Source organism: Salinisphaera sp. C84B14, assembly GCF_040361435.1.
In the GTDB taxonomy this organism is placed as follows: domain Bacteria; phylum Pseudomonadota; class Gammaproteobacteria; order Nevskiales; family Salinisphaeraceae; genus Salinisphaera.
Map to the genome: position 1 here is coordinate 37,806 of NZ_APNL01000014.1, position 16,629 is coordinate 54,434.

General features: G+C 63.8%; 15 protein-coding genes. 4 read left to right on the forward strand and 11 right to left on the reverse strand.

From position 1 onward, the window contains the following. Positions 1–46 precede the first annotated feature (46 nt). The 3 genes from C84B14_RS12755 to C84B14_RS12765 all read right to left on the reverse strand — a co-directional run bounded on the left by C84B14_RS12755 (position 47) and on the right by C84B14_RS12765 (position 4,283). Entirely contained in the window at positions 47–2,062 is a 2,016-nt protein-coding gene (locus C84B14_RS12755) for a methyl-accepting chemotaxis protein (protein WP_353224606.1), read from the reverse strand. 418 nt (positions 2,063–2,480) lie between these two features. After that, positions 2,481–2,933, reverse strand: a complete 453-nt coding sequence (locus C84B14_RS12760) for a hypothetical protein (RefSeq protein ID WP_353224608.1) — start codon at positions 2,931–2,933, stop codon at positions 2,481–2,483. Between the two features lie 183 nt (positions 2,934–3,116). Then, positions 3,117–4,283 (reverse strand): thiolase domain-containing protein, encoded by a 1,167-nt coding sequence (locus tag C84B14_RS12765; protein WP_353224610.1) that lies wholly within the window; start codon positions 4,281–4,283, stop codon positions 3,117–3,119. A gap of 190 nt (positions 4,284–4,473) precedes the next feature. On the opposite strand from C84B14_RS12765, the gene bla reads away from it, so the two are divergent. Beyond that, positions 4,474–5,358, forward strand: coding sequence for a class A beta-lactamase (gene bla / locus C84B14_RS12770; RefSeq protein ID WP_353224612.1), 885 nt, complete (start codon positions 4,474–4,476; stop codon positions 5,356–5,358). 69 nt (positions 5,359–5,427) lie between these two features. On the opposite strand, the gene C84B14_RS12775 is transcribed toward bla, so the two are convergent. From C84B14_RS12775 to C84B14_RS12810, 8 genes are all read right to left on the reverse strand, one after another. Next, complete coding sequence (locus C84B14_RS12775; protein WP_353224614.1) at positions 5,428–7,044, reverse strand: hypothetical protein; 1,617 nt, start codon at positions 7,042–7,044, stop codon at positions 5,428–5,430. A 2-nt stretch (positions 7,045–7,046) separates the two neighbouring features. Next, positions 7,047–7,568 carry a hypothetical protein gene (locus C84B14_RS12780; RefSeq protein ID WP_353224616.1) on the reverse strand — a complete coding sequence of 174 codons (522 nt, stop codon included), beginning with the start codon at positions 7,566–7,568 and terminating at the stop codon, positions 7,047–7,049. A gap of 703 nt (positions 7,569–8,271) precedes the next feature. Then, on the reverse strand, positions 8,272–8,994 hold the full coding sequence (locus tag C84B14_RS12785; protein ID WP_353224618.1) for an aspartate/glutamate racemase family protein: 723 nt from the start codon (positions 8,992–8,994) through the stop codon (positions 8,272–8,274). Between the two features lie 206 nt (positions 8,995–9,200). Next, positions 9,201–10,709: an NCS1 family nucleobase:cation symporter-1 gene (locus C84B14_RS12790; protein WP_353224620.1), complete on the reverse strand. Its 1,509-nt coding sequence runs from the start codon at positions 10,707–10,709 to the stop codon at positions 9,201–9,203. Beyond that, a complete protein-coding gene (locus C84B14_RS12795; RefSeq protein WP_353224622.1) occupies positions 10,706–11,245 on the reverse strand; it encodes an ureidoglycolate lyase in 540 nt (179 codons plus the stop codon). The genes C84B14_RS12790 and C84B14_RS12795 overlap by 4 nt, the downstream gene beginning before the upstream one ends. Before the next feature lie 49 nt (positions 11,246–11,294). Beyond that, positions 11,295–12,227: an allantoinase PuuE gene (puuE, locus tag C84B14_RS12800; protein WP_353224624.1), complete on the reverse strand. Its 933-nt coding sequence runs from the start codon at positions 12,225–12,227 to the stop codon at positions 11,295–11,297. A gap of 43 nt (positions 12,228–12,270) precedes the next feature. After that, on the reverse strand, positions 12,271–12,963 hold the full coding sequence (locus C84B14_RS12805; protein ID WP_353224626.1) for a GntR family transcriptional regulator: 693 nt from the start codon (positions 12,961–12,963) through the stop codon (positions 12,271–12,273). Further along, positions 12,960–13,808, reverse strand: coding sequence for a bifunctional allantoicase/(S)-ureidoglycine aminohydrolase (locus C84B14_RS12810; protein WP_353224628.1), 849 nt, complete (start codon positions 13,806–13,808; stop codon positions 12,960–12,962). The genes C84B14_RS12805 and C84B14_RS12810 overlap by 4 nt, the downstream gene beginning before the upstream one ends. Positions 13,809–14,336: 528 nt before the next feature. Here C84B14_RS12810 and C84B14_RS12815 point away from each other — a divergent pair. From C84B14_RS12815 to C84B14_RS12825, 3 genes are all read left to right on the forward strand, one after another. Then, positions 14,337–14,657: a hypothetical protein gene (locus C84B14_RS12815; RefSeq protein WP_353224630.1), complete on the forward strand. Its 321-nt coding sequence runs from the start codon at positions 14,337–14,339 to the stop codon at positions 14,655–14,657. A 553-nt stretch (positions 14,658–15,210) separates the two neighbouring features. Then, positions 15,211–16,026, forward strand: a complete 816-nt coding sequence (locus tag C84B14_RS12820; protein ID WP_353224632.1) for a DUF3800 domain-containing protein — start codon at positions 15,211–15,213, stop codon at positions 16,024–16,026. 115 nt (positions 16,027–16,141) lie between these two features. After that, positions 16,142–16,519 carry an Ltp family lipoprotein gene (locus tag C84B14_RS12825; RefSeq protein ID WP_353224634.1) on the forward strand — a complete coding sequence of 126 codons (378 nt, stop codon included), beginning with the start codon at positions 16,142–16,144 and terminating at the stop codon, positions 16,517–16,519. The last annotated feature ends 110 nt before the right edge of the window (positions 16,520–16,629 follow it).

The following is a 16,629-nucleotide window of genomic DNA, read 5'->3' on the forward strand; positions in this document are numbered from 1 at the left end:
ACCGCACTTCGCGGATCGGCGCCGTCGCCCCTGGCCTGCGTCAGCGCTAGCTGCCCAGGGCGAGTGCGCCCGCCATGCCGCCGGACGGCGCGCGGGACGTCGCTACGGGCGAACCATGCGTGTGCGTGGCGTCCGCGTGGGCCGGTGCCAGGTCGTCGACCGTGAACTGGCCGACTTCGCGGGTCATCTCCACCGCCTGCTCGTCGAGCGACTTGCTGGCCGCGGCCACCTGTTCGACCAGGGCCGAGTTCTGCTGCGTCACCGATTCCAGCTGCGCAATGGCCTGGTTGATCTGTTCGATCCCCTGCGACTGTTCGTTCGTGGCGCTCGATATATCGGTCACCAGTGCGGCAACCTGGCGGATACGCGAGGCGATATCCGTCAACGTGGTGTGCGTATCGCCCACCAGCCTGTTGCCCGTATCGATGGTCGATACGTTGCGTTCGATCAACTGGCGGATACGCTGGGCTTCGTTCGCGCTGCGGCTGGCGAGCTGGCGTACTTCCGAGGCAACCACGGCAAAGCCGCGGCCGTGTTCACCGGCCCGGGCCGCCTCTACCGAGGCGTTCAGGGCCAGCAGGTTGGTCTGGAAGGCGATGCCGTCGATCGCTTCGACGATGTCGGTGACTTCCTGGTTGGCGCTATGGATATCGTTCATCGCCTTGCGTGCGTTGTCGGCGATCGTACGCGCCTGAGAGGCCTGCTCGGACACGTCTTCGGACAGACGCTGTGCCTCGCCCGCGTTCTCCGCCGTGTGGCGGACCGTGGCGTTGATTTCCTCAAGGCTGGCAGCGGTTTCCTCGATGGAGGCCGACTGCTGCTCGGTTCGTTGCGCCAGGTCCTGATTGCCCTGGGAGATTTCCCCGCTGGCCACTTCCACCGACAGGGCGCTGCGCTGAATGTTTCGCACCAGCTGGGCGGTGCTTTCGGTCGCCTCGTTGAAAGCGCGATAGAGCTGCGATAGTTCGTCGGTGCCGGGCACCGCCAGCCGCTGACTCAGATCGCCATCGCGATGGGTGATGTCATGCAGTGCGCGTTTGAGCGGGCCTACGATCGCGCGCACGATGGCCGTGGTCAGCGCCAGCGTCAGCAGCGATGCCAGAATCGCGATGGCGGCATAAGCCCAGAGGTCGGTTCGGGCCTGGCTGCGCAAGGCCTCGGCCATGCTGACGATATCGGCGGTAACCGTGTCTTCCACACTCTTGAGCCGGCCGATCTTGACCGTTTGCCAGTCGAACCACTGCTGTGGATCCACTCCGAAACCGCCCTGGTCAGCGCGCTCGATGGCGCGTTGCCGCAGACCGCCAAGACGGTCGATCTCGGGGCCGGACAAGGCGGTTTGATATGCGTCGCGCATGGCCGGGGCAGCCAGCGTGTCGAATGCTTTCAGGAACGCGCTCTCGGAACCGATGAGGTTGAGAAAGCGCCGGTACAGCGCCGGCGGCATCGCGTCCGCGGCGAATGCGTTTGCCAGCACGGCGCGCTCGATACCGGCGAGATCCTTGGCTTCCAGCAGATTGTAGTAGGCGGACAGCGCGCGTGCGATCGGGGCTTCGCTGGTCATATCGCCCAGTTCGCCGGCAAGGCCGATGAGCGCGGCGTTGGTGCTCGTGTAGTGGCCCAGCGCATCCGCCAGTGGTACCGACAGCGCATCCACGCGGCTGCGCATGGCGGCGGTCGCATTCAGGCGTTGCCGAGCGTCGTCGATCCGGTCGCGGATGGCGGCGCTTAGGTGATTGTCGTCCAGGGCGGCGAGCTGATTGATGAAGGACTTGACCGCGCTATCGACGGCCGGGCGTTGTTCGCGCAGTTCGTTGTCGAAGCTCTGGCCGGCGCTGCCCAGAAAGCCAGCGGTCATGCCGCGCTCGAGCTGAAGTTGATGCACCAGCCCGCCGGCCTGCTGGGCCACGGCGGTCAACGATTGCAGGCGCTTCATTTCGCCGACGAGTTGCTGGCGTTCGACGATGCCGGTCACGGCAAAGTAGAGCATGGCCAAGGCGGGCAGGCTCAATGCCAGCAAGAACTTGCGACTGATACCGATACGATGCAGTAAGTGTTTCATGGTCCGCGTAAAGATTGGGGACGCGTGCCGAGCCCATGAACAAACGGCTCGTCCACTGTCTTTGGTGGCAGGGATGTCGAGATTCTGGCTTCCTATCGGCGGGAGGATTGTTTTTTTAAGATCGCCTTGGCATGCGTTACGCGTTGGCTGTGCGCATGGCGCAAGTATCGTGGCCGCGCCGACCGCGCCCACGCATGGGGCGCTGCCCGGCCCGGCTCGGCTGTAGCAGGTGGTGGGTTGGCTTCGTGTGGCTGCGTGATTCGGGCCGATGCATTCGCCAGCGCGGCCGCCAGAGCCGATTAAACACCAGGGCGCGCATCTCGGCCGGCGGCCGGCCCACACGGTGGTGTTTTCCATTAGCCGGCTCATGCCAGCCGGCGGGCGGCCAGAGCGTCAGGCTGACACGAGCCTCGAGCGTTTAGCCGGGGTCGCGCTCGAACTCGCTGAGCGCGTTCATCAGGTCGTCGTCATCGTCGCCCTGTTCGGCCGCGCTGTCGGCCATGGCATCGAGTTCGTCGGTGGGCGGCACGTCGAACCGGGGCGGGGCCGGCGCTGCATTTTCTTCCGCCGCGTCGGCCCAGGCGGCAGGGGCGGTGGGCGCGGCCTGCCCGCTCTTCTGCGCCGGCTTCTTGCGCGGCGGCTTTTGGGCGTCGTCGGTGCCGTTGGATTGCTGCTTTTCGCTGGCAGTTGCACAAATACAGACCTGTCCATCGGTCCATACCACTTGGGTGATCTGCGCCGGCCATTGCTTGTTGGCCCGGGTGACGATCTGCACCGTATCGCCCACCTGAACGGGCTCTTGCGTTTTGCAGCCCCAGTCGCCGTTACGCAGTTTGCAGGGGTTGGCTTCGATCAGGTCGTCTTCACTCATGGCGTTCGTTGCTTGTACGGTTGTCGAGAGTATCGATGCCGGCAACGCGATGTTCAAACGCGGATAATGTCCGGCGCCGGGCGTGGTTTGGCGCAGCAGCCGATCACCGAGTGTCGATTTTGCATGAAGTTCGGCATTCGGCTCGCGCCGCCGCTCGTCGTACGGAACCCTACGCGGTAACCGCTAACCCGCTTCGAGCACGGATACGTAGTTCGCCACCGCCGCGCCGCCCATGTTGAAGATCAGCCCGAGTGCGGCGTTGGGCAGCTGCAGCTCGCCGGCCCGGCCGGTGAGCTGGCGATAGGCGATCGCATGCATGGATACGCCGGTCGCACCCACCGGATGGCCTTTGGCTTTCAGCCCGCCGGATAGATTTACAGGCAGGCGGCCGTCGCGATAGACGCTGCCGTCCTCGATCGCGCGTGCGCCTTCGCCTCTGGGCGTGAGGCCCATGGCTTCGTAGGTGAGCAGCTCGGCAATGGTGAAACAGTCGTGGACTTCGGCGAAGTCGATATCGGCGAGCGCCACGCCGGCCTGTTCGAGTGCCATGGCGAAGGCGCGTTCCGGGCCTTCGAAGGCTACGAAATCGCGGCGACCCATGGGCAGAAAATCGCTCACATGGACCGCCGAGCGAAAACGGGCGGCGTTCGCGAAGTTCGCGGCGTTGTCTCCCGCCGTGAGCACGATCGCGGCGGCGCCGTCGGTCACCAGCGAGCAGTCGGTCAGGCGCAACGGCGGGGCAATCTCGGGGTTCTTGTCGCTGACCTGGCTACAGGCCTCGAAAGAGAATGCCTTCTGCATATGCGCCAATGGGTTGCGCATCGCGTTGTGGTGATTCTTGGCCGCGATATGCGCCATCGCATCGAGCGGGCTGGCATGGCGTTCGGCGTACTGCTTCGCGGCCACGCCGAACACCTGCGGAAAACTCAGCGTCTTTTCATGGGCGTCGTTCTGGTAACCCGCGCCGGCGAGGGCCGTGGTGACATCGGCGGTGGGGCGATGGGTCATCTTTTCTGCGCCGACCACGAGCACGGTCTTGGCCTTGCCGGCGAGAATGGTGTTCATGCCCGCATGGATGGCCGCCGAGCCCGAGGCACACGCGTTTTCGGCGCGCATGGCCGGCTTGAAGCGCAGCTCTGGATAGGCCTGATGAATCAACGATGCAGCAAAGCCGTCGGTGACCATGCCGGAATTGAAATGGCCGAGAAAGACCGCGTCGATCTGCTCGGGCGCGAGGCCGGATTCTTCCACTGCTTCGCGCGTAGCGGCCACGATCAGGGCTTCCAGATTGTCGTCGAGCCGGCCGAATTTCGTATGCCCGCTGCCGACGATCGCTACTGTGTTGCTCATATCGTATGTCTCGGGTTGGACAGGTAGACGCCATAAGCCGGGGCGCTTATGCCGACCGTTGTACGAGTGCGGCAACGATTACGCAACCGCGAAGCGAACTTTGCCTGCATGGGTGCTTCGACAACCGTTGGCGATGCCCAGGGGGCACCACTGCTAAGCTCGCGCGCCGTTCTCATCATGGATATGTCTTGTGGCCACACGTCGCCGTGTTCTCAAACAACTCACCGCGGGTGCCGCGCTATCAGTGCTCGGTATGCCGACGGTTGTTGCCCGCGAGACTGACGATTTCGCGGCGACGGTGCACGAGCTCGAACAGCGCCACGGCGGCTGCCTCGGCGTCGCCGTGCTCGATACCGGCAACGATCGACATATTGCCCATCGCGGCGATGAACGCTTTCTGTTGTGCAGCACGTTCAAGGTTGTCGCCGCGGCGATGATCCTCTCCCGCGTAGATGCGAACGAAGAGTCGCTCGACCGACATATCGACTACAGCACGCAGGATCTCGTGACCTATTCGCCCGAGACCGAAAAGCATGCCGGCAGCGGCATGCGTCTGGGCGCGATCTGTCGCGCCGCGATCACGTTGAGCGACAACACCGCCGGCAACCTCATGCTCGACAGTCTGGGCGGACCGGAAGCGCTTACCGCCTTCATGCGTTCGCTCGGCGACGACGTCACCCGGCTGGATCGCTACGAGACCGCGCTCAACGAATACATTCCCGGCAACCCGCACGACAGCACCACGCCGCGAGCGATGGTGGGACTCATGCAGAAGCTTCTGTTGGGTGATCGTCTTACTTCGGCCTCGCGCGACCAGCTGGTGGCATGGCTCGAAGCCAATGAAACCGGCGACAACCGCCTGCGTGCCGGCCTGGGCAAAGGCTGGCGTATCGGCGACAAGACCGGCTCGGGCGGCAACAACACCGCCAACGATATCGCCATTGCCTGGCCCGATGGTGCCGCGCCGGTATTGATTGCCACCTATTACACGGGCTCGGACGCATCGAACGCCCAACGTGATCGCGTGCTCGCCGAGGTGGGTGCGGCGGTGGCGCGTTGGCATGCCTCAGCGTGAATACGTATCGCTGAACCGCCAGGTCCGCGTACGGCGCGACGCCTGGCGGTCGCCGGTACGCACACGGGGTTATGGCTGAGTCGACGGCCGTCGCGCTGCGCCGTCGCGGTATTCGCGGCCCGTTTGCAGGTCGATATAGAAATGGATCGGCTCGCCGGTGTCCGGTTCGAACAGCACGCGGCCGTCGTCTTCGATATAGCCGTAGACCGGCGCGACGACGATGTCGCCAGTCTGACTGTCGAGCAGACCTTCGCTAACAGCCTTGCCCTCGTCGTTCTCGGCGCGGTAGGCGACCCGGTCGGGCGCGAGCGCCGTGCTGTCGAGGGCGATGTTCGCTGCTCGAAATACCCAGCGGTGGTGTTCGGTGTCGTAGATGCCCTTGCGGCCTTTGCTGTCCGTGCCTGCATAGCGGTGCGGGCCGAGCGCGCCGCTGCCCATGTCGGTCATGGGCAGCGACTCGAATGTCAGATCAGGCGAGAGCACGCCATAAGGCTCGGCATGGCGAAACAGCATGCGCCCGTCGGCGAGCATGCAGTAGAAGCCAGGGCGCGGCTCCCAATCGGGCGCCCATTGACCGTCGCTGTCGAAGAAGAACGTCAGCGTCGTGCCCGGCTCGATTCGGCCGGTGCGCGTCACCCGCGACGTGAGCGCAAACCACCGGCTGTTCGGGACCGGCGTGAGTGCAGCCACCGCGCCCGGCTGGGCGAACACCGTGGTGGCCAGATAAGTGCCATCGTTGAAACGAAAGTCCGGTAGCGCAGCGGGCAACGCGCGCGACAGATCCGGGAAGAGATAGAAGCGCCCGGCTTCGTCTTCGAAAACCTCGCTGCGCGCCAAGATAATCGTATCGCCGTCGTCGGTCTTGACCGGCACGCCGAAGCGTTCGGTAAAGATCTGCTTATCGACCGGCCGGCCGTCGCGGCCGACACGGCGATGGCGCTTATCTTCGATACGTTGCAGAAAGCTGCCGTCGGCAAGGCGGTCGCGTATATCCTCGGCCACGGCGACGAAACGGCCGGCCTCGTCGCTCGCATACAGCGTGTCGTCGATCACCACTGCGCCGTCGGGCCAATGGCCGATCCACAGATCGGCCGGGCGATAGCGTTCGGGTTTCCAGTCGTCGCGCCAGTAACGGCTGGGAGCGCCGCCCTTCTTGTCGTCGGCCCGATTGCTTTCATAGAGGGTCTGGCCGGTTGTCGGGTTGTACACCCGCCAGATCGCGCGCGGCACCCGGGTCACCAGCGTGGGCCCGTTATGCGACGTACTCAGGATGTTGAACTCCGGCCAGAAACGCCACTCCCACACCCGCCACCAGGCGTTGTATTCGGTCTTGGTGACGACGAGCGCGGCATGCGGCGTGTCGATGAACTCCATCGCTGTATAGTCAAAATCCAGCGCCATATGGCCGTGGGCGTCGACCAGTCCCCAGCGATCCGGGCCGGTGGCGACCGGCGCATAACCGTGACCGCCAGGCCGGGCCTGTGCAAAGCGCGGCTCGACGAGCGTGCGCCCGTCGCGGGTCGAGAAGCCGAACTGCCCGCCGGCGCCGCGCCAAGGCACCATGCGGATATCGGCGACCGACTCGGAAGGCGCGCTACAGCCGATCACCACCAGCGCCAGCAATAGCGACAGCAGGGCAGCGGGCCAGAGGCGCCGACGCCCGGCACAGACGACGGTCGGCGTCATTCTCATGGTGGCGGAGCGCCGGCTGTCGAGCGGTCGAGGTCGAACAACCGCCCGCACAGCGCGCCGGCCGCCAGTGCAAGCGGGGTGAAAGCGATGGCCTGCAGGTGCTCTGCGTCGGCCGCCCATAGCGCAGCGACCGAAATCTGGAGCAGCCAGCCCAGCGTGCCGGCGAGCGCGCCCAGGCCCCAGCGGCTGCGATGGCCGCTGCGGTATTTCATCCAGCCATACAGTGCCCCGGCCACGGCCGCCGAGGGGCCGGCAAAGAAATAGGCGAATATCGAGAAGAACAGCCAGCCGCCGAGCACTTCGTCATGGGTCACCGGCGAACCGGTAGGTGAAAGCAGCATTGCCGGTACCACGAATAGCGCGGTGCCGATCGGCGGCCCGGCCAGGGCGAAACGCCAGGCGCCGGCCCAGATCGGGCGCAGCGAGCCCTGGTCGCTTGAGCGTGGGTGCGGCGAACGACCCGGAGCCGGGCAGTGGTCAATGGTCATGCGGCACCAGGCGGGTCGGGATCGTTGCATAGTGTGCCCGACTCCGCCGTTCACTTACCACGATCGATCGCGGGCAATTCTTTGATTTAAACTCTTTAATATCATCCGTTTGGGATCGACGCGTAACGTCGCTTGGCGATGACGGAAGAAGTTCCGGCATGCCCCCCGAGCCGGTTCGCATACTCGGTGCACTGTTTGTCGTCGCGGGTATGCGCCTACGCTCCGACTGTAGCGACGTTGGCACGATGATATTTCAGTTGGGCCAAAGCGATCCGCTCGCCGGGGCCACGCGACCGGTTCCTGAAAGCTTCAGAGCTCGCGTCGACGAGCGATTCGGCCCGTTCGGATAGCGGTGCTTCGAATCGATGGCGTCAAAGCAGAGCCCGTACGCGAGCAAGAGCAACCGGGGCACGAAGTTCTACACGTAGCGTCATCGCATGCGCGGGATCTTCGTCGACGATCTCGGCGCCGGCCCGCGGCAGGCAATACGAAATGCCTGCGCCAAGGTGGGCGATGCGCGCAAAAAACCGGCCGCCCGGGCTCCCCGTGGGCGGCACCACCGGTCAGGGAGCGCTGGGCGATGGCGGCACGTCGCGGACCTATTTAAAACAATGCCGGTATGGCTCGATTTCGATACGTTCGCCGGCGCGCCCCGAGAACATGCGATCGCGTGATCGATGCCGAGCTTGATTTCCCGAAAGCGTCTGACGTGCCGGCGACTGCGACCGCGCGCTCAGCCGCGCGGCGGCCAGTTCTTGAACTGCTTGGGCCGCGGCGGCGCATAGGTGCGGCTCTTGGAGGTGGTCAGGCCCTGGCGGACCAGCCCTTCGGCCAGGCACACAGCCGCGGCCACGCCGTCGATCACCGGCACGCCGGTACGCTCGATCACCCGCTGGGTCAGCCCCGACATGCCGCCACAGCCCAGGCAGATCGCCTCGGCCCGGTCTTCTTCCACGGCGGCCACGGCCTGTTCGACGATGCGCTCGATGGCGGCGTCCGGGTCGCGTTCGAGATCGAGCACGGCCAGCCCGCTGGCACGCACCGAGGCACAGCGCCGGTCGAGGCCGGCCAGCAGCAGGCGGTCTTCGATGAGCGGCACGGCCCGGTCGAGGGTGGTGACCACCGAGTATTTGTGGCCGACGAACATCGCGCTCGCTGCCGCCGCTTCGGTGATATCCACCACCGGCACGTCGAACAGCTCCTGTAGCCCCTCGCGGCCGTGTTCGCCGTAGCCGGCCTGGATGATGGCGTCGTATTCGCCCTCGTAGGCACGAATGGTTTCCATCACCGCGATCGCGGCGAGATAGCTTTCATAGTTGCCTTCCACCGATTCGGCGCCGAACGCGGGCGTGAGGGGGACAATTTCGGTGCCGGGGGCGGCCACGCGCCGTGCCTGGGCGGCGATGGCGTCGGTCATGGAGGCAGTGGTGTTGACGTTGGCTATGAGAATTCGCATGCAATGCTCTTTTAAGTTGGGGAACCTCTGATCTGTTCATACACGGATCGCGTTTGGGCCAAACCGCCCTGCGGCAGGGCTTTTGCGCGCGCCTGAGCGGCGCGCATTCTTGTTTATTTGCAATCAGCAAACTGCGGCTCGCGGCTGCTCGTTGGTCGCGCGCAAAAGACTCCGGCGCGACCGTGCATGAATAGATCAGAGGTTCCTTAGATACCGGGGCGCGAAATGCCTGCGCCGCTGACGTCGTTGAAGCGCTGGCCGCGCGGGGTGAACAACAGATACAGCACTGCCGCCAGGGCCGCGCCGAAGAACCAGGAAAAGCCTGCGACGTAGTCGAAGGCGGGCACGAGCGCGACCACCACGGCGACGACGGCCGAGGGGATCAACGCGGCGAAGGCCCGCCGGTTGATGCCGCCGCTGTAGTGGTAGTCGCCGTCCGGGCGTTCGCTGTAGAGATCGGGCACGTTCACCCGCTCGCGGCGCAACAGCCAATAGTCGGCCATGATCACGCCGAAGAATGGCCCGAGCACGGCACCGAGGCCGCCCAGGAAGTACTCGATCACGAGCGGGCTGTTGTAGAGATTCCAGGGCAGGATCGCCGCGCCCAGCACCGCGCTGATCACCCCCGCGCGCTTGAAGTTGAGCGCGCGCGGCGCGATATCGGCCAGGGTATAGATCGGGGCCACGAAGTTGGCCACCAGATTGACCGCCACGGTGAGCACGATCAACGCCAGGCTGGCCGGTATCTGCAGCCAGGGCTGGGCCATGCTGCTGACGATATCGGCCGGGCTCTGGATAATCTGGCCGTCAATCTGAAACTGAGCGCCGGCGAGTATCACCACGATCGCGGCGAACAGCATCATGTTGAGCGGAATGCCGGCCAGGTTGCCCACCACGATGGCCCGCCGGCTCTTGGCACAGCGGGTGAAATCGCTGAAGTTGAGCGCGAAGGTGGCATAGATGACCACCCAAAGGCCCGCGCCGGCAGAGATCTTCTGCCACATTGCCGCCCCGGTGAGCGGCTCGTCGATCGACCAGGCCATGGTGAAGTTGGCCTGGGCCAGCACCCAGATCGCCAGCAGCGCCATGGTGGTGAGGATCACCGGCCCGGCCAGCGATACATAACGGCGCACCATGGCCATGCCATAGCTCACGATCACCACCTGCAACAGCCAGAGCGCGGAAAACGAGATCCAGCCGAGCAGCGACAGCCCCAGGATCTGGGTCTGTTCCAACGATGCCAGGCCCGGGGCGAGGGTCACCAGCACCACGTTGAGCACTTCGGCGGCGAGGAACGTCTGAATACCGAACCAGACGATGGCCACCGCGCCGCGGGCAATGGCGGCAATACGCCCGCCGTGGATGCCGAAGGCAATCCGGCTCATCACCGGAAAGGGCACCCCCGTGCGCTCGCCCACGAAGCCGGACAGGGTAAGCATGACGAACAGCACCAGCCCGCCGATGAGCATGGTGGTGAGGATCTGCCAGGCGCCCAGGCCGAGGGCGAACAGGCCGATGGCAAAGGTGTAATTGCCCAGGCTGTGGACGTCGTTCGCCCACAGGGTGAACACGTTGTAAGCGCCCCAGGGGCGAAAGTCGCGCTGCACGGGGGCGAGGTCGTTGTTGTACAGGCGCGGGCTGGGCTTGGGCACGTCGGCCGGGCGGCCGGTGTAGTCGACGTCGGCGGTGCCCGCGGGAGCGGCGTGATCGTTCATCGCTGGCCTCCCGTCGTGTCGGCCACATCCACGGCCATGGCCGCGTCGATGGCCACTTCATCGCAGTTGGTTTCGGGCCCGGCACGATGCACTTCCACGAATTCGCAGACGCGATCGAGGGCGATCATGGGGTGATGCCATACCCCGCGCCGGTAGTTGATGCCCTGATCGCCCGTGGCCACGAACGCCCGCAGCGATTCGGGTTTGGGCGCATCGCCGGCGGGTGCGACCACCACGATATAGCGCTGGCCGTCGACCGGCACGAATGCCTGGCTGGACAGCGGATGGCGTTCCATCAGGCGCAGGGCCACCGGCAGCGTTTCCGGCTGGCAGCGCATGCGGCTGATGGTCGGGCGTCCGCCGTCGGCGCCCAGCTCCAGCGTGGCCAGGTCGGCAAAGCGTTCGCCCATGCCCTGATTGATGGCGTTCGGCGTGGTGGTGGATTCGATCACGTCGCCGAACGGCGCGAAGGTATCGGCGCGCAGCGGCTCGGCCTGCAGTACCGCAGGCCGGCCGGGCGGGGTGGTATCGGGCATCGGGGCTCCTCCGGGGTCGTTTTATGCAAGCCGCTGAAGCGGCCTTTTCTTATTGATCGGCGTTATGCGGGTGCGTGGCGCGCCAGTGGCGGGCGATGTCCTGGCGCTGGCACACCCAGGCGTCGTCGTGCGAACGCACGTAGTCCAGAAAACGGGCCACCGCGGCGGCACGCGCCGGGCGCCCGGCCACGCGACAATGCAGGCCGACCGACAGCATCTTCGGCGCGGTTTCGCCCTCGGCATAGAGCACGTCGAAGGCGTCTTTCAGATAGTTGTAGAACTGCTCGCCGCTGTTGAAGCCCTGCGGGGCCACAAAGCGCATATCGTTGGTATCCAGCGTGTAGGGCACGATCAGCTGGGGCTCGCCGTTGACGTCTTCCCAGTAGGGCAGGTCGTCGGCGTAGGAATCGGCGTCGTAGAGAAAGCCGCCGTGTTCGGCCACCAGCCGGCGCGTGTTCGGCCCGCAGCGGCCGGTATACCAGCCCACCGGCGTCTGCCCGGTGATGCGCTCGATGGCAGCCACCGCCTTGGCGATATGCTCGCGCTCGGTGGCCTCATCCACGTGCTGATAGTCGATCCAGCGCCAGCCGTGGGAGGCGATCTCGAAGCCGGCATCCACCATCGCCTGCGCTGCCTGCGGGTTGCGCTCCAGGGCCATGCCCACGGCAAACACCGTCGCGGTCAGCTCGCGCTCGGTGAATAGCCGCAGCAAACGCCAGAAGCCGGCCCGGCTGCCGTATTCGTAGAGCCATTCCATGCTCATGTGGCGTACGCCTTCGCGGGCGTCGGTGCCCACCATTTCCGACAGAAAGCTCTCGGAGGCCGCATCGCCGTGGAGGATGTTGTTCTCTGCGCCTTCTTCGTAGTTGATGACGAACTGCACCGCGATGCGGGCATTGCCCGGCCACTGGGCATGCGGCGGCTGGCCGGCATAGCCGACGAGATCGCGGGGGTAGGAACGGTCGATATCGGTTTCGCTCATGGCAACGGTATCCGGGTCGGGTAAACGGTTGGGCGGTGGCCGGTCAGCGCGCGCGGCCGAGCATGTCGGCCAGGGCGTTGGGGCCGGCCGGCTCGAGTTCGAGCGCGTCGAGGCAGGCCATCAGGTGCTCGTGCATGGCTCGGCGCGCGGTGGCCCCGTCGCCGGCTTCGATGGCGTCCAGCAGCTCGTCGTGGGCGTCGTGCGAGCACAGCTCCGCTTCACGCGGGCGATACAGGGCGATGATCAGCGACGTCTGACCAATCAGTTCGTCGAGAAAATCGCGCAACACCGGGTTGCCATGCAGACGCGCCAGCGCGCGATGAAAATCGCCTGATTCGGCGATCGACTCGGCCGCATCGGTTTCGCTTGCCGGGCCGTGGTGATCGTGTGCCAGCGTGGCGCGCAGGGCCGCGATATCGGCCGGCGTGAAGCGCGTCATGCTGTCTTCGAGCATGGCGGCTTCCAGCGTCGCCCGGGCGGCGAACACCTCGCGCGCCTGGGCGGCACTGGGCTGGGCCACGCGCGCGCCGCGGTTGGCGCGGATCTCGACGAGCTTGCGGCTAGACAACTGGAACAACGCCTTGCGCACCACCGTACGGCTCACGTCGTACAGCTCGCCCAGGCGTTCCTCCGACAGGCGCGTGCCCGGCGGCATGCGCTGGTCGTAGATCGCGCGGGTAATATCCGCCTCGATGCGGCGATCGACCGACAGCGTTTCGTCCTGCTTGTCGCTCATGCGCCGGCCCCTGGCCGGGCGAGCGGGCCCATACGCGGGTGGCGGTTGACGTCCTTGTACAGCAGATAGCGAAAACGCCCCGGCCCGGCGGCATAGCAGGCCTGCGGGCAGAAGGCGCGCAGCCACATGAAGTCCCCGGCCTCGACCTCTACCCAGTCCTCGTTGAGCTGGTAGATCGCCTTGCCTTCGAGCACGTACAGCCCGTGCTCCATCACATGCGTTTCCGAAAACGGAATCACGCCGCCCGGCTCGAAGGTCACGATCGTTACATGCATGTCGTGCGACAGATCGTCGGCATCCACGAAGCGACTGGTCGCCCACACGCCGTTGCAGTCCGGCATGTAGGCAGGGGCCACATCGTCATCGTGGGTCACGAACGAGGCCGGCGCGGCGATGCCGGCCACTGGCTCATAGGCCTTGCGTATCCACTGAAAGCGCAGCGGCTCGTCGCCGTCGTTGTGCAGCGACCACGGGGCATCCGGGGCGAGGAATACATAGCTCCCCGCACGCAGCGCATGCGTATCGCCGCCAAGCGTGAGCGACCCACGGCCGGCGAGCACGAACAACACCCCTTCCACGCCGGCCTCCGGCTCGCCCTGGTCACAGCCGCCGCCGGGAGCGACCTCCATCGCGTACTGGGCAAAGGTTTCGGCAAAGCCGGACAGCGGCCGCGCCAGAATCCAGGCCCGCGTATCGCGCCAGTGCGGCAGCTTGCTTGTGACGATATCCCGCATCGTGCCGGCCGGAATCACCGCATAGGCGGTCTTGAACACGGCGCGATCGACCGTGCGATCAGTCTGCGGCGGCAGGCCGCCGGGCGGGAATGCGTAGCTGCGGTCGGTCATCGTGGGTATCGCTCGACGAAAGAGTTATCTGGATACTAACGGCCAGCATGATTGGATACAATTCATAGCAGGCACAGTAGACAATCGTCTAAGCCACCGCATCGCATGCTGTGACCGGCAATAGCGAACCCCTTCGAGTCGGGCAGTAGAGAGATTGCGCCGCCTCAGGCAAAGGACAGCGACAGCGGCTTTACGGGGCGAGTCGATAGGCAGGCCACGACGGGCTTGACCCTATCGGTTCGAATACTCGTCGCGCTCCGGCTAGCGTGAGCGCGCGGCGCACTGGCGCCGTTTTCCTTTCATAGGCCTCGCGTAGTCCAAATCGGTGCAGCACGTCCGCCCCGGTAATAACCGTATCCATTGCACGGCCTTGCATCGGGTTCGCCCTGCGACGAATGGCGGATAACGGCGTAGCAACGAGTCCCTTCCGTCGCCACGCGTTTTATGGAATGTTGCCGTTTCGGCTTTGGTGACGCGCCTGCGTGCCAGCCGGCCCGCGGCGAGCTGCCGCGTGAGACGAGGGGGACCATGAACTACCGAATCATCGCCGCGCTGGCGTTACTCGCCGGCGCCACCACGGCTGCACAAGCCGATCCCGCCAATGCGCTCGGCCGTGCCGTCGGCAGTTTCAGTAGCGGCGTCAGCCAGGCTGCCATGCAGCCGCTCATCAACAGCCAACCGCAATGGATCACCATCGCGCCGCGCTCCAAGGAAGAGTGTTTCGCCGAATCCGACGGAGTCATTAACTCGACGTTTGTCCGTTGCCGCCGTGGGCGTCAGGAACTGACGCGGTTCGATGCGGCGGGGAGTCGGGTGGTGTTGAGTGAGCGGGGGATTCCGGAGTGGTGAGCGCTCTACGCACTAAATATCTAATCGACGATGCTACGGATTCGGATAGCAGCGGGAAATTCCGTTCCACGCTCGATAAAGCGGGCGTTGTTTTATTGCTATGCGAAAAGGGCTTCAGGCGCTATACCTAGCTTCGTTCGTATACTTGGCGTTGGGTATAGTTAAAAAACGTTAAATGAGAGAGGGGAGAAATGGCAAAAGGCTACGCATGTCCGGAGTGCGGGAACCATACCGGTCGGTATCGTAACGGCGCATACCATTGCAGCACTCAACAGTGTCGTGCCGTCTGGTGGAGCGCATTTGATAAACCATCTGCTGGCTCAAAACGCAAAGGTTTTCGGTGCTCAACCTGCGGAAATCAAACTTTGCATCCGGTGGCAGATGTTGCGAACGCTAAAGTTTGGCGCTGTAGCGTATGCGCCACCACCGTTGTAAAAGCTGCGGCGGCGGAATGAGATACCCCACAGGTCGCTGCAGTTGACTGCCCAAAGCGCTGGCGCGCTTCGGGCGGCAACTGAGCTTAGGCGTTGGGTGAAACAATAACGGGGGATGCGTGAAATTCTGTTATGTCGATGAAACGGGCATAGGCGGTGAACCAATCGCGGTCATGGCGGGAATTGTGGTGGACGCGCATAGAATGCATCTAACGAAAACTCATTGGAGCGAATTGCTCGATGTTCTCTCCAATATCGTGGGCCAGCAAATCAACGAATTTCATACGCACAAATTCTACGGTGGAAAAGGAATATGGAAGCAAATTGATGGGCCGAAGCGGGCTGAAATAATAACGGCCGTTATCAACTGGATGGCAGCCAGAAAGCACAAGGTCGTCTATTCCGCTGTGCTCGTCTCGGCACTCAACGAGCAGATAGAAGAAGGAAACGGAATACTGTCCGACTTCACGCTATGGCGAACGCTGGGTTTTCACCTCGCGTTAGCTTTGCAGCGCGCACATCAAGGCGAATCAAAAACGAAAGGACATACCGTGCTGGTTTTTGATGAGGAGGTGCACGAGAAGTCGGAATACACTTCGCTGTTGTTGTCTCCGCCGGATTGGAGCGACGAATACTACAACCGTGGTAAGAAGCAAGATCCGCTCGATCAGCTTATAGATGTTCCGCATTTCGTCGACTCTACAAAAGTAGAGCTTGTTCAGGTTGCCGATTTGTACGCTTTCATCCTTCGCCGGCATTTCGAACTGGCCTCTGGCTTAGAAGAACCAAAGTATGCAGACGAGGAGGAAAAAATAAGCGAGTGGTCTAGCGCAATATTGAAGCAAACTATATCTAAGGCCAATATCTATCCAAAAACAAAAGTTTCAGCCGCCGCTCAAGCCTTTCGCGATGTGGCCCCGCCTTGTTGCCTATAAAAATATCCAACAGTGCGCTGCACTTGACCGTCCAAAGCGCTGGCGCGTTTCGGCCGGCAACTGAGCTTAGGCGTTAGGCGCAATGCATGAAATCTAGAAAAGAAGGGGTATTTGTATGATTTTTAAGACGTTCTTATTGGCCACGCTCTTGAGCGTTACCGTTACCGCTTGGGGGGCAGGATTGACCGGGCCGCAGAGGCACGCCGTTCGATCCGCGGAGCAGTACTTGAGTTTTCAGGGATTCTCTCGAAATGGCCTTATTGAACAACTATCTTCCGAAGGTGGTGAGGGATATAGCGTTGCAGACGCTACAGCAGCAGTAGATAGTTTGGACGTCGATTGGAATGCCCAAGCGGTAAAATCCGCACGTCAGTATCTTGAAATACAGGGGTTTTCTTGTACTGGGCTCATTGAGCAGCTTTCTGCGGAGGGTGGCGATGGCTATACGGAGCCCCAGGCACGCTACGGAGCGAACCAAACAGATGCGTGCTAGCAGTTTGAGGGGCACCTAACGAGGCGCTGCAGTTGACCGCCCAAATCGCTGCCGCGCTTTGGGTTCCCTACGCGGCCTTCGGCCGCTACGGCGGCAACTGAGCTTGGGCG

Coding starts and splice junctions, on each gene's coding strand:
- C84B14_RS12755 (WP_353224606.1), bottom strand. CDS start 2,062: ATGAAACACTTACTGCATCGTATCGGTATCAGTCGCAAGTTCTTGCTG.
- C84B14_RS12760 (WP_353224608.1), bottom strand. CDS start 2,933: ATGAGTGAAGACGACCTGATCGAAGCCAACCCCTGCAAACTGCGTAAC.
- C84B14_RS12765 (WP_353224610.1), bottom strand. CDS start 4,283: ATGAGCAACACAGTAGCGATCGTCGGCAGCGGGCATACGAAATTCGGC.
- C84B14_RS12775 (WP_353224614.1), bottom strand. CDS start 7,044: ATGACGCCGACCGTCGTCTGTGCCGGGCGTCGGCGCCTCTGGCCCGCT.
- C84B14_RS12780 (WP_353224616.1), bottom strand. CDS start 7,568: ATGCAACGATCCCGACCCGCCTGGTGCCGCATGACCATTGACCACTGC.
- C84B14_RS12785 (WP_353224618.1), bottom strand. CDS start 8,994: ATGCGAATTCTCATAGCCAACGTCAACACCACTGCCTCCATGACCGAC.
- C84B14_RS12790 (WP_353224620.1), bottom strand. CDS start 10,709: ATGAACGATCACGCCGCTCCCGCGGGCACCGCCGACGTCGACTACACC.
- C84B14_RS12795 (WP_353224622.1), bottom strand. CDS start 11,245: ATGCCCGATACCACCCCGCCCGGCCGGCCTGCGGTACTGCAGGCCGAG.
- puuE (WP_353224624.1), bottom strand. CDS start 12,227: ATGAGCGAAACCGATATCGACCGTTCCTACCCCCGCGATCTCGTCGGC.
- C84B14_RS12805 (WP_353224626.1), bottom strand. CDS start 12,963: ATGAGCGACAAGCAGGACGAAACGCTGTCGGTCGATCGCCGCATCGAG.
- C84B14_RS12810 (WP_353224628.1), bottom strand. CDS start 13,808: ATGACCGACCGCAGCTACGCATTCCCGCCCGGCGGCCTGCCGCCGCAG.
- C84B14_RS12815 (WP_353224630.1), top strand. CDS start 14,337: ATGAACTACCGAATCATCGCCGCGCTGGCGTTACTCGCCGGCGCCACC.
- C84B14_RS12825 (WP_353224634.1), top strand. CDS start 16,142: ATGATTTTTAAGACGTTCTTATTGGCCACGCTCTTGAGCGTTACCGTT.